This is a genomic window from Nocardioides sp. Kera G14, assembly GCF_020715565.1.
Classification (GTDB): Bacteria; Actinomycetota; Actinomycetes; order Propionibacteriales; family Nocardioidaceae; genus Nocardioides.
The window spans coordinates 2849759-2862279 of sequence record NZ_CP085839.1; the positions used below are offsets into that span (position 1 = coordinate 2849759).

Consider the following 12521-nt stretch of genomic DNA (forward strand, 5'->3'; position numbering starts at 1 on the left):
ACTTAACTGCTGGTCAACGCTCGCCCGAGGCCCTCTCGAGGGCTCGTTGACCAGCAGTTAAGCCCACGCGAGCGGCCCGAGGCCCAACTTTCGCTCGAACTCCCGGCGCCCGGCTCCTCGGTGAAGGCTTGCGGTCAGGAGATGGACCCACGGCCAGGGATCGAGACTCCGACCCAGCACCGCCTCGATCGGCCGCAGGACCTCCTGCGGGGAGTCGAGCAGATCCCTCGAGACATAGGCCCGCCGCGGACGATCGAGGTCCGCAAGCTGCCGGTCGCGCACCAGGTCCTTCCGCTGTACCTCGGCAGCGCGGTGCTGTGCGCCGTCGTACTCCTGGATCTGCCCGGTCGCGTCGACCACAAGATCCGCTCGGGCAACGAACCGGCCGAACTCGTCGAGGATCTCGACCTGGGGCGTGACGCTCAGGCCTGCCGAGACATGCAGCAACCGCAGCCTCGTCTCCCACGGTGACTCCGATCTCGCGTCCGCAAGGGCCAACGCCTCGCGGAAGCGGACCACGCCGCGACGCTTCCGGCGGCCGATCCCCTCCAACTCCGCCCTCGTGCACAGCTCGAAGTGGAGGGCAGCGTCGATCAGGATCACCGCGTCGAGCAGACCGAGGTAGCGGCAACAACAGACCAACGTCTCCCCGATCGTGACGATCCGGACACCGTCCACATCCACTGAGGCCGGCGCCACAGGATGGCGAATGACCAGGAGTCCGTCGCGAACCGGAGTGGTCTCATACTGGCGACGGGCCAAGGCAGTCATGACTGGCATGTCGGTCGGCAGGCGGGGCGTCCACAGCCCATGCGCCTGGGCGGCTGACAACCCGGTGAACGCGGCGCCCTCGGGCAGCACCGGTTGCCAGGCACGCATGACCGCCAACGCCGTGGCCTGCTCCACTGACTTAACTGCTGGTGAAGACCGTCTCGGGCGCTTCCCCGAGGCCGATTGACCAGCAGTTAACGGCTGCGGGTCGACGTACGGCGGCGGCTGGATCCAGACGCCGCGGCTCGGATGGAGGGCTGTTGGATGCACGACGGGGAGGCTCGCACCGTCGGGGAGTAGTGCGACCAGCCTCCGCGCCGGGTTGTGGAGTGCCGCGCCCTGGCTGTTCGTCGGACACGCACGACGGTCCGGTTTGGGACTGACGTGACGTGTCTGGCACGACCGCTCGCTTAACTGCTGGTCAACCGGTCCCGGAAACCGTCAGGAGCGACCGTTGACCAGCAGTTAAAAGCGCGGGGGTCAGTGCTGGATCGCGACGACGGTGGTGTCGCCGTCGAGGGCCTGAGGCAGGGTGGCCTGCCAGGCCTGCTTGAGCTCGGCGACGGGGATCTCGAACTGGCCCTCGAGCGTGAGCGTCTCGCCCGCGGTGATGCCGATCTCGGTGACCGCCACACCAGCAGCGGAGGCGGCGCGGAGGAAGGCCTCGCCGTCGTGCAGGTGCGTGGTCACCATGATCCGGCCGGCGCTCTCGCTGAACAGGGCGAGGAACGGGTCCTCGAAGACCCCGATCTCGGCGCCGACGCCCCGGCCGAAGCTGGCCTCGGCCAACGCCTGGGCGAGGCCGCCGTCGGAGAGGTCGTGGGCGGAGGTGATCAGGTCGCGGGCGTCACGCAACAGCGAGGCGTTGCGCTGCTCGGCGGCGAGGTCCACGCGTGGCGGCAACCCGCCGAGGTGGCCGTGGACGACGTGCGCCCACTCCGAGCCCGAGAGCTCCTCGCGGGTCTCTCCGAGCACGAAGATCCGCTCTCCCTCGGCCACGAAGGCCGACGGGATGCGACGGGTCACGTCATCGATGCGGCCGAGCGTGGCGACGACCGGCGTGGGCAGGATCGCCACGTCGCCCGTCTGGTTGTAGAGCGAGACGTTGCCGCCGGTGACCGGGACGCCCAGCGCGAGGCAGGCGTCCTTCAGGCCGCGGCACGCCTCGGCGAACTGCCACATCACGTCGGGGTCCTCGGGCGAGCCGAAGTTGAGGCAGTCCGAGATGGCGAGCGGCGTCGCCCCGACCGTGGCGACGTTGCGGTAGGACTCCGCGAGCGCGAGCTGCGCGCCGCGGTAGGGGTCGAGCTTCGCGAAGCGGCCGTTGCCATCGGTCGAGAGGGCGACGCCGACCGTGGAGTCCTCCGCGATCCGGATCATGCCGGCCTCGGCACCCTTGGAGAGGATGGTGTTGCCGCGGACGTAGTGGTCGTACTGCTGGGTGATCCACGTCTTGTCACACAGGTTCGGCGAGGCCACGAGCTGCAGCCAAGTGGCGCGGAGCTCCTCAGTCGTCGAGGGGCGAGCCAGGGCCTCGGCCGCATCGGCCTGCAGCGCGTCCTGCCACTCGGGGCGCGCGAAGGGACGCTCGTAGACGGGGCCCTCGTGGGCGACGGTCCGCGGGTCGACGTCGACGATCGTCTCGCCGTGGTGGTCGATCACCAGCCGGCCGTCCTCGGTCACCTCACCGATGGTCGCGGCCTCGACGTCCCACTTCGCGCAGATGGCGTAGAAGGTCGCCTCGTCCTCCGGCGCGATGACCGCCATCATCCGCTCCTGCGACTCGCTCATGAGGATCTCCTCGGGAGTCAGCGTCGAGTCGCGCAGCGGCACCCGCTCGAGGTGCACGTGCATGCCGCCGTCACCGGCCGCGGCCAGCTCCGAGGTGGCGCACGAGATGCCAGCGGCGCCGAAGTCCTGGATGCCGCGCACGATGCCGCTCGCGAAGAGCTCGAGCGTGCACTCGATGAGCAGCTTCTCCATGAACGGGTCGCCGACCTGCACCGACGGGCGCTTCGCGGGGCCGTCCTCGTCGAACTCGACACTCGCGAGGATGGAGGCACCGCCGATGCCGTCGCCACCCGTCCGGGCGCCGTACATGATGACGAGGTTGCCTGCGCCGGAGGCCTTGGCCAGGTGCAGGTCCTCGTGCCTCAGTACGCCGACGGCCAGCGCATTGACCAGCGGATTGCCGAGATAGGTCGAGTCGAAGACGACCTCGCCGCCGATGTTCGGCAGGCCGAGGCAGTTGCCGTAACCGCCGACTCCGGCGACGATCCCGGGCAGCACGCGGTGCGTGTCCGGCTCATCCAACGGCCCGAACCTCAACGGATCCATGACCGCGACCGGCCGCGCGCCCATGGCGAGGATGTCGCGGACGATGCCGCCCACGCCGGTCGCGGCGCCCTGGTAGGGCTCGACGTACGACGGGTGGTTGTGCGACTCGACCTTGAAGGTCACGGCGTAGCCGTCACCGATGTCGATCACGCCGGCGTTCTCGCCGATACCCGCGAGCAGCGGGCCGGCGGGGGTCTCCTGCGGCACCTCACCGAACTGCTTGAGGTGCACCTTGGAGGACTTGTAGGAGCAGTGCTCGGACCACATCACCGAGTACATCGCGAGCTCGGCGCCGGTGGGACGACGGCCGAGGATCTCGCGGATCCTGGCGTACTCGTCCTCCTTCAGCCCCAGCTCTGCCCACGGCAGTGCCTTGTCAGGGTCACCGGCGGCGACGGAGACGGTGTCGAGGGCAGCGATCTGAGCCGAGGTCACGGCCGTCAATCTACCGGCGCGCAGGCTCAGAGAGTTACTTGAGCAGACCGTCTGCGAGCACGGCGATCAGCGGACGCACCGCATCCTCGCTGAGCTCGCTGTTGTCGACGACCGCGGCGATCCCGCCGACGAGTCGCACCAGCTCCATCGCATCGACGTCCGAGCGCAGGCTGCCGAGGCCCTCGATGACGCGCTCGTTGGCGTGGAGGTAGGTCCGGCACTTCATCGCGTACGGCGACTCCTCGTCACCCATCGCGGCGGTGATGCGCCATGCCGCGCCCTTGTGGGCGGTCAGGAAGTCGACGTACGACCGGAGCCAGGCGATCAGGCGATCACGGTCGGTGCCCTCGATCGCCAGCGCCGCGTCGGCCGCACCGTTGACCGTCTCGGCCCACCGGGCCGTGGCGGCCTCATAGAGCTCGTCCTTGGTCTTGAAGTGCCGGTAGAGCGTGCCTGCGCCGACGCCGGCCGCCTTCGCGATCTCGTCCATCGAGGTGGCGTCGATGCCCTTCTCGCGGATGAGCGTGCGACCCGCCTCGATGATCTTGTCGCGGTTGCGCTGCGCGTCGGCGCGCAGCGGACGAGGCGCCTGCGTGTCAGCGCTCACAGTCATGGGTTCCTCCAGCACCGTTGCAAAGCGGAGACCGTCTCCATATAGTTCTAACCGGAGCATCTCTCCACATCAGTCTACGTCGGCGCGGCGCTCATGCAACTCATGGACGCACGGCGCGCCAGAACAGGACATCCCTCATGACCACCACCTCCATGCCCCCTGCCTCCACGGCGACCGCGGCACCCCGCACCCAGTCGCCCCTCGGCCTCTACATCGTGCTGCTCGCGCAGCTCATGATCGTCCTCGACGCCACCATCGTGAACGTCGCGCTCCCGCACATCGCCACCCTCGGCTTCGGCCCGGCGTCCCTCTCGTGGGTGCTCAACGCCTACACCCTCGCCTTCGGCGGCCTGCTGCTCCTCGGCGGCCGACTCGGCGACGTGCTCGGCCGTCGCCGGATCTTCCTCACCGGCGTCGCCGTCTTCACCGTCTTCTCGTTCGTCGGCGGGCTTGCCGCTGACCCGACCATGCTGGTCGCGGCCCGGGCCCTGCAGGGCGTCGGCGCCGCACTGGCCGCCCCGAGCGTGCTCGCACTGATCACCACGAACGCTCCCGACGAGGCCGCCCGCAACCGGGCACTCTCCGCCTTCGCTGCCGTCTCCTCGGGTGGCGGCGGTCTCGGCCTCATCCTCGGCGGCGTCCTCACCGAGGCCATCTCGTGGCGCTGGACGCTCTTCGTCAACGTGCCGATCGGCATCGCGGTGATCCTCGGCGTCTCCCGGCTCGTCGCGGAGACCCCGCGCCGCCACGGGAAGTTCGACCTCGTCGGTGCCATCACCGCCACGGGCGGCGCGGTCTCCTTGGTCTACGCGCTGGTCAACGCCCCCGACTGGGGCTGGGGCGACGCCCGCACCATCGGGCTGATCGTCATCTCGATCCTGCTCTTCACGGGCCTGGTCCTCACCGAGCAGCGCCACCCACACCCGCTGCTGCGCCTCGGCCTGCTGCGCAACCAGGCGCGGGTGGCGGCCCTCGTGACCGCGGCAGCGATGTTCGGCTCGATGCTGGGCATGTTCTATCTCACCGTCCAGTTCCTCGAGGACCAGATCGGCCTCTCCGCGCTGCAGGCGGGCCTGGGCTTCCTCCCCTGGCCACTGTCGATCTTCACCCTCTCCCGCGTGATGCCTCGCCTGGTCGCGCGCTTCGGTGCAGGACGGCTGATGGCCACCGGCGTGGCCCTCCTCGTCCTCGCCTTCGCCCATCTCGCGACCCTGGGCACGCATGCCGGCTACTGGTTCGTGATGCCGTCGCTCCTTGTCGGTGGCATCGGCATCGGGCTGTCGTTCATGCCGGTCACCGCGACCGTGCTCCGCGGCGTCGAGCCCGAGCACGCCGGCTCGGCCTCGGGCCTGCTGCAGACGATGCAGCAGCTCGGTGGCGCCATCGGGTTCGCCATCGTGACCAGCGTCTTCGCCGCGCACGCGAGCCTTGGCGAGAGCGGCTTCGTCCACGGAGCCCGCGCGGGCTTCTGGACGGCAGCCATCCTGGCTGGGCTGGGCTGCCTGTCGGCCCTCACCCTGGTCGTACGTCGACCGGCGGCCGTCCCGGACGCCGCCTGACCCCAGCGGGCGACCGCCCGAGGCCACACCCAGGTCACAGGTCCCGCACTCTCGCGGGCCTGTGACCTGTGTGACTTCTGAGGTTAAAGTCATGTCATGTCACCGCGCCTCGCCCCGCTGCTCCGCGGGGTCCGCAGCCCTCGGACGCCGCTGATCGCCGCCACCATGCTGGCGCTCATGGTCGCCCTGCTCGCGCTGCCGAAGGTGCTCGACCACGACCGCGCCCAGCCCACTGCCGGCAACCCGATCACACCGGGCGTCTACACAGGGCTCGGCTTCGACCAGTGCCAGGCACCGCGCCAGTCCTCCATGGACACGTGGCTCGCGAAGAGCCCCTTCCGCGCAGTGGGCATCTACGTCACCGGCAACGAGCGCGGCTGCCGCACGCAGACCTACCTCACCCCCACCTGGGTCGCGACACAGCTCGCCAAGGGCTGGCACCTGCTGCCCATCGACTTCGGCCCGCAGGCCTCGTGCAACGGTCGCTTCCCCCGCTACAAGGGCGACGTCACGATCAACCCGTCCAGCACCAAGGGCTATGCCGCGGCGATCGCGCAGGGCACGGCCGAGGCCACGAAGGGCATCGCCGAGGCCAAGGCGATCGGCATCGTGCCGGGCAGCACCCTCTTCTACGACCTCGAGGGCTTCACCTACACGAACACCGCCTGCCGCGAGTCCGCACTCCGCTTCGTCTCCGCCTGGTCGGCTCGCGTGAAGGCCCTCGGCTACCGCGCCGGCTTCTACTCCAGCGCCGGCTCCGGCATCAAGATGGTCGAGGCCGCGCGCGTGGCCCACACCGCCGGGATCACGCTCCCCGACGTCCTCTGGCTCGCGCGGTACGACGGCAAGGCCAACACCAGCGCCACCGACTACATCTCGGATGCGGGCTGGCAGGGCAACCGCGTCAAGCAGTTCCAGGGCGGGCACAACGAGACGTACGGCGGCGTGACGATCAACATCGACCGCAACTACCTCAAGCTCACCACCCCGACCGCCGCGCCGAAGCCCGCAGTGGCGAAGCCGACCGCAACCTCCAAGTCGACTGCAGCGTCCTCGGCCTCTGTGGCCGTGGCACCGGAGAAGCACTGCACGTTCGTCTCCGGTGGCGTGAAGGTCGACCTGTCGACGTACCAGCAACTGCGGCGGCCCACGTCGACGTTCACCCCGCGGGCCGCAGCGGTGAGGGCACTGACCTGCCTGCTGCGCGAGCGGACGAAGTACCGTGGCCCGGTCGGCCCGACGTACAGCGCGAAAGTCCAGGCGTTCGTGCGGCTCTGGCGCACGCAGCACCATCTCGCCGCCAACGCACGGTGGACGACCACGCAGTGGATGTGGCTGCTCGCCAAGGGCCCGAAGGTGACGCTCACCGCGAAGTCCACCGGCACCCGCGTCCGCGACCTGCAGCGCGCCCTCAACGCCTCGGCACCGACCGTGCGTCTGGCGGTGACGGGCTCCTTCGACAGCCGCACCCTCGCCGCGGTCAAGGCGTGGCGCAAGCGCGCGGGGGTCTCGCGCGGTGACTTCGGCCCGGTGCAGTGGAAGGCCCTCGCGGCCGGTCGTCGCTGAGTCCGGTGCACCAACCACTCCAGTTGCACCGTGTAGCGCCAGCGTCACCTGGTGACCCCGCCGCTACACAGATCGGTTGTCCACAGGCTCCTCGCACGCGGGTTGTCGCGCCTCCCGACCTTTGGTGAGGTTCGACCATGGAGCCAGAGCTCGTCCCGATCTTCAAGCAACAGCTCGAGTTCGAGCGCACCCGGCAGTCCGGCGTGCTCACGTGGGCACAGCTCCTCGGCGGCGGCTGGACCCGATCCGAAGTTCGTCGAGCCGTACGTCGACGGGATCTGGTCCGCGTGTATCCGCGCGTCTACGTCGACCACACCGGACCTCTCTCGCCGGAACAACGCGCATGGGCAGCTGTGCTCTGGGCCGAGCCCGCGGCACTCTGCTTGGAATCGCTCACCGGCGTCCCCGCTGGGGCGACAACCGTGCATGTCGCAATCGACCGTGCCCGCTCGTTGACGCCTCCGAGTGGTGTGACCGTCCACCGAGTGGCAGGCCTGAACACCATGATCCGGGTCAACACGAGCCCACCGCGTCTCACGCTCGAGGACGATCTGGCCATCAGACTGGCCGCGGCCCGCGACGAGACCGAGATGGTGGGAATGCTTGCCGATACGGTCGGGCGGTTCGGAACCACCGCGGCGGCAGTGCGACGCGCTCTCGAACGACATCCCCGAGTCCCCCGACGGCGCCTCGTCCTCGCCTTGCTCGATGACATCGAGGGCGGGACGGAGTCCGTGCTCGAACACGGCTTCCTGAATCGGGTGGAACGGCCGCACGGCCTTCCCACTCCGACTCGGCAAGCGGTCCGCCGCGATGGCGCGGAGAGGAGGGACCTCGACTACGAGGAGTTCGGGCTAGTCGTCGAACTCGACGGCCGCCTCAACCACGAGTCATGGACGGCAGGGAACCGTGACGCGGGCCGCGACCTCGCCGACGTCGCCGAGGGTGGGACGGTCCTCCGGCTGAGGTGGACCCAAGTCATGGTCCAGTCCTGCGAGACTGCTCGCCTCCTGGCCAGGGCGCTCTGGGCACGCGGGTGGCGGACCGTCCCGACGTCGTGCGGCCCGACCTGCGCGATCCGACCGCCGACCGTGTAGGGCCAGAGTCACCTGGTGACCCTGGAGCTACACAGATCAGGAAAGGACCGACTCCAAGATGCTCGTGAAGAACCCGGCGCCGTCGGTGCCGGAGCCGGTCAGGGCCTCGACCGCGTGCTCGGGGTGGGGCATCAGGCCGACGACGTTGCCGCGCTCGTTGGTGATGCCGGCGATGTCGTTCACCGAGCCGTTCGGGTTGTAGCCGAGGTAGCGCGCGACGACGAGGCCCTCGCCCTCGAGGCGGGCGACCGTCTCGGAGTCGGCGACGTACTGGCCCTCGCCGTTCTTGAGGGGGACGACGATCTCCTGATCCTTCTCGTACGCCGACGTCCAAGCGGTCGAGGTGTTCTCGATCCGCAGGGTCTGGTCACGGCAGACGAACTTGAGGGACTCGTTCATCAGGAGCCCGCCGGGCAGGAGGTGGGACTCGACGAGGATCTGGAAGCCGTTGCAGATGCCGAGCACCGGCATCCCCGCGTTCGCCGACGCGATGACCTCCGTCATGATCGGCGCGAAGCGGCTGATCGCACCGCAGCGGAGGTAGTCGCCGTACGAGAAGCCGCCGGGCAGGATGACGGCGTCGACGTCCTGCAGGTCGTGGTCGCCGTGCCACAGTTTCACGGGCTCGTTGCCCGTCAGCCGGACGGCGCGGGCGGCATCGACGTCGTCGAGCGTGCCCGGGAAGGTGATGACACCGACACGCATGGGGATCAGCCTTCGATCCGCACGGTGAAGTTCTCGATCACCGTGTTGGCCAGGAAGGTCTCGGCGAGCTCGTTGACCTTGGCGAGCGTCGCATCGTCGGCGGACTCGACCTCGAGCTCGAAGCGCTTGCCCTGGCGGACCGACTCCACGCCCGTGAAGCCCAGACGCGGCAGCGCACCGAGCACGGCCTTGCCCTGGGGGTCGAGGATCTCCGGCTTGGGCATGACATCAACTACGACGCGAGGCACGGCGTGATCCTACCGGGCACACTGGGGACCATGAGCAATCCACAGGTGCAAGCGCTCGCCGCTGCGCAGTTCAAGCTCCAGTTCCCCCAGTCCCTGGCCGTGTACGACGACTACGCCGCGGCCCAGAAGACGGTGGACCACCTCTCCGACCACCACTTTCCCGTCGAGAACTGCATGATCGTCGGCACCGACCTCAAGCAGCTCGAACGGATCACGGGTCGCCTCACGACCGGGAAGGTCGCGCTCGCCGGCGCCTTCTCCGGACTCTGGCTCGGCCTCTTCATCGGCATCCTCTTCACGATGTTCACGAGCGGCAGCGTGCTCGGGCAGATCCTCGGCACCATGGTCTTCGGTGCACTCTTCGGGCTGATCTGGGCGCTCGTCGGCTACGCGGCGACGCGCGGGCAGCGCGACTTCTCGTCGGTCACCCAGGTGGTGGCGACCAAGTACGAGGTGCTCGTGGAGCACAAGGTGGCCGCCCAGGCGCGCGAGCTGCTGGCCGGCCTGCCGGGGGCACTGCCGAACCCCTTCGCCTGAGGCGCCCGGGGTCCGGCGGTGCTGCCGGCTACTTCAGCTCGCGCTTGAGGATCTTCCCGGTCGCCGTCATCGGCAGGGCGGGGACGATCTCGACGATGCGCGGGTACTTGTACGCCGCCATGTTCTGCTTCGACCACTCGACGAGCTCCTCGGGCGTGGCCGAGGCACCCGGCTTGAGTACGACGACGGCCTTGACCTCCTCGCCGTGGGACTCGTGGGGCACGCCGATCACGGCGGCCAGCGAGATCGCCGGGTGGGTCAGGAGGACCTCCTCGATCTCACGCGGGTAGACGTTGAAGCCACCGCGGATGATCATCTCCTTGGCCCGGTCGACGATGTAGTACCAGCCGTCCTCGTCGCGCTTGGCGAGGTCGCCGGTGCGGAACCAGCCGTCCTCGTGCAGCACCTCGGCCGTGGCCTCGGGACGGTTGTAGTAGCCCTTGAAGACGTTGTTGCCCTTGACCGCGATCTCGCCGATCGCGTCGGGCGACCACTCGATCTCGTCCCAGCTCGCCGGGTCGATCAGCTTGAGCTGGACGCCGGGGATCTCCTGGCCGATCGAGCCGGCGCGGACCGGCTGGCCGGCCGGGCTGAACGCGGCGACGGGCGAGGTCTCGGAGAGGCCGTAACCCTCCTGGATGATCACGCCGAAGCGCTTCTCGAACTCGCGGTGGATCTCGACCGGCAGCGCGGAGCCACCGGCGGCCGCGACACGGAGGTTCCGGGCGATCTCGGCGACGTCGACCGTCTCGTCGAGCGCGCCCAGTAGGCCCCAGTACATCGTCGGGACCCCCGCGAAGAACGTCACCTTTTCCTTGAGCAGGGTCGCGATCGCGGCGGCCGGCTCGAAGCGCGGCAGGAAGACGATCGTGCCGCCGAACGCGAGGCCACTGTTCTGGATGACGGTCTGGCCGAACGTGTGGAAGAGCGGCAGCACCGCGAGGTAGGTGTCGGGACGCTCGGCGTCGGCGCCGAAGAGCTCCGTGCCGACGAGCGCGTTGTCGCGCAGGTTGCGGTGGCGCAGCTCGGCACCCTTCGGCTGGCCGGTCGTGCCCGACGTGTAGAGGATCACGACGGTGTCGTCCTCGTCGGTCTGGACGGTCTCGAAGGTCGGCGCCTTGCCGGCGACGGCCGCACCGAACGTCTCGGCCCCCTCGATCGGGCTCGGGGCTGCAGGGTCGGCGGTGACGAGGAAGAAGTGCTCGACGGAGTCGGTCTGCTGGAAGGCCAGATGCGCCTCCGCGCCGATCGCCAACTCCGGCGTTCCCTGGAAGGCGAAGACGAACCGGACGTCTGCGTCGTCGTAGTGGTAGGCGAACTCGCGCGACTTGAGCAGCACGTTGAGCGGGACCACCACGCCACCCGCCTTGAGGATGCCGTTGTAGATGACGGTGAAGTACGGCAGGTTCGGGCTGATCAGCGCCACCTTGTCACCGGGCTGGAGGCCACGCTCGACCAGCAGGTTCGCGACCTGGTTGGCCGCCCCGTTGAGCTGCGGGTAGCTGATCCGGGTCTCGCCCATCACGAGCGCGGTGCGTTCGGGATACTTGGCGGCGGAGTCCTCGAGGAGCGAGGCAAGGTTGTACGACGGCACGGGTGTCCTCCAACACGTCATGGGTGGTGTGAGCCACAACATACCGCCCCTGTCTGAGACAGGCGTCGCAGATAGATCGTGACTCGATCAGGTGGTGCGATCAGGCGCGGTTCGATCAGAACGTTGTGCCGGTGAGGCGCTCGTAGGCCTCGACGTACCGCGCGCGGGTGCGCTCGATGATTTCGCTGGGCAGCGCGGGGGGCGGCGCGTCGCTGCCCTTGTCCCAGCCCGACTCCGGCGAGAGCAGCCAGTTTCGGACGATCTGCTTGTCGTACGACGGCTGCGTGCCGCCCGGCACCCACTCATCGAGACTCCAGTAACGCGAGGAGTCAGGGGTGAGGACCTCGTCGGCGAGCACGATCGTCCGGGTTCCGAGGTCGTCGTGGCGCACGCCGAACTCGAACTTCGTGTCGGCGAGGATCAGGCCGACGCCGCGGGCGATCTCGTCGGCGCGTGCGTAGACGTCGAGCGTGAGTTCACGGAGCATCGACGCATCATCTGGGCCGATCTGCTTGGCGACGGCCTCGTAGGAGACGTTCTCGTCATGGTCGCCGAGCTCGGCCTTCGTGGCCGGCGTGAAGATCGGCTTGGGCAGGCGACTGCCGTCGACGAGACCGTGCGGGAGCGGGACCCCGCACACCTCTCCGGTCTGGTCGTAGTCGATCAGGCCCGAGCCCGTGAGGTAACCGCGGGCGACGCACTCGACCGGGAACATCTGGAGCTTCTGCACGATCAGCGCGCGACCTGCGACCTCGGCCGGGACGTCGGTCGAGATGACGTGGTTGGCGACCAGCGGCTCCAGCTGCTCGAACCACCACAGGCTCATCCGCGTGAGGATCTCGCCCTTGTCAGGGATGGTGCTCTCGAGGACGTGGTCGAACGCGCTGATCCGGTCGCTGGCCACCATGAGCAGCTCGCCGGTGTGCGGACCGTCGGTGATCTCGTAGAGGTCGCGGACCTTGCCGGAGTGGAGATGCGTGGCGCCTGCGATGGCCGGGGCTTCCGGGATGTTGAGCACGAGCCTCAGACTATCGGCCGTCGGGCGGTGCCAGAGTTGGC

At 69.0% G+C, this 12521-nt stretch carries 11 protein-coding genes; 4 read left to right on the plus strand and 7 right to left on the minus strand.

The annotated features are described in order from the left end of the window. Positions 1–57 precede the first annotated feature (57 nt). The 3 genes from LH076_RS13975 to LH076_RS16960 all read right to left on the minus strand — a co-directional run bounded on the left by LH076_RS13975 (position 58) and on the right by LH076_RS16960 (position 4150). Complete coding sequence (locus LH076_RS13975) at positions 58–879, minus strand: hypothetical protein (RefSeq protein WP_227781365.1); 822 nt, start codon at positions 877–879, stop codon at positions 58–60. 372 nt (positions 880–1251) lie between these two features. Then, positions 1252–3543 (minus strand): phosphoribosylformylglycinamidine synthase subunit PurL, encoded by a 2292-nt coding sequence (purL, locus tag LH076_RS13980; protein ID WP_227781366.1) that lies wholly within the window; start codon positions 3541–3543, stop codon positions 1252–1254. Between the two features lie 34 nt (positions 3544–3577). Continuing rightward, positions 3578–4150 carry a helix-turn-helix domain-containing protein gene (locus tag LH076_RS16960; RefSeq protein ID WP_321573711.1) on the minus strand — a complete coding sequence of 191 codons (573 nt, stop codon included), beginning with the start codon at positions 4148–4150 and terminating at the stop codon, positions 3578–3580. A 143-nt stretch (positions 4151–4293) separates the two neighbouring features. Between LH076_RS16960 and LH076_RS13990 the strand changes: the two genes are divergently transcribed. The 3 genes from LH076_RS13990 (at position 4294) to LH076_RS14000 (ending at position 8378) form a co-directional block, all read left to right on the plus strand. Next, positions 4294–5715 carry an MFS transporter gene (locus LH076_RS13990; protein ID WP_227781367.1) on the plus strand — a complete coding sequence of 474 codons (1422 nt, stop codon included), beginning with the start codon at positions 4294–4296 and terminating at the stop codon, positions 5713–5715. A 96-nt stretch (positions 5716–5811) separates the two neighbouring features. Continuing rightward, a complete protein-coding gene (locus tag LH076_RS13995) occupies positions 5812–7281 on the plus strand; it encodes a glycoside hydrolase domain-containing protein (RefSeq protein WP_227781368.1) in 1470 nt (489 codons plus the stop codon). Positions 7282–7418: 137 nt separating this feature from the next. Beyond that, positions 7419–8378: a type IV toxin-antitoxin system AbiEi family antitoxin domain-containing protein gene (locus LH076_RS14000; RefSeq protein ID WP_227781369.1), complete on the plus strand. Its 960-nt coding sequence runs from the start codon at positions 7419–7421 to the stop codon at positions 8376–8378. 36 nt (positions 8379–8414) lie between these two features. Here the strand turns inward: LH076_RS14000 and purQ are convergent, their stop codons facing one another. Both purQ and purS read right to left on the minus strand, forming a co-directional pair. Next, positions 8415–9083 (minus strand): phosphoribosylformylglycinamidine synthase subunit PurQ, encoded by a 669-nt coding sequence (gene purQ / locus LH076_RS14005; protein WP_227781370.1) that lies wholly within the window; start codon positions 9081–9083, stop codon positions 8415–8417. Positions 9084–9088: 5 nt separating this feature from the next. Further along, positions 9089–9331, minus strand: a complete 243-nt coding sequence (gene purS / locus LH076_RS14010) for a phosphoribosylformylglycinamidine synthase subunit PurS (protein WP_227781372.1) — start codon at positions 9329–9331, stop codon at positions 9089–9091. A 30-nt stretch (positions 9332–9361) separates the two neighbouring features. Between purS and LH076_RS14015 the strand changes: the two genes are divergently transcribed. Further along, complete coding sequence (locus tag LH076_RS14015) at positions 9362–9868, plus strand: general stress protein (RefSeq protein WP_227781374.1); 507 nt, start codon at positions 9362–9364, stop codon at positions 9866–9868. Positions 9869–9896: 28 nt separating this feature from the next. On the opposite strand, the gene LH076_RS14020 is transcribed toward LH076_RS14015, so the two are convergent. After that, on the minus strand, positions 9897–11462 hold the full coding sequence (locus tag LH076_RS14020) for a long-chain-fatty-acid--CoA ligase (RefSeq protein ID WP_227781375.1): 1566 nt from the start codon (positions 11460–11462) through the stop codon (positions 9897–9899). 115 nt (positions 11463–11577) lie between these two features. Continuing rightward, positions 11578–12480, minus strand: a complete 903-nt coding sequence (locus LH076_RS14025; RefSeq protein WP_227781376.1) for a phosphoribosylaminoimidazolesuccinocarboxamide synthase — start codon at positions 12478–12480, stop codon at positions 11578–11580. Positions 12481–12521: the final 41 nt, after the last annotated feature.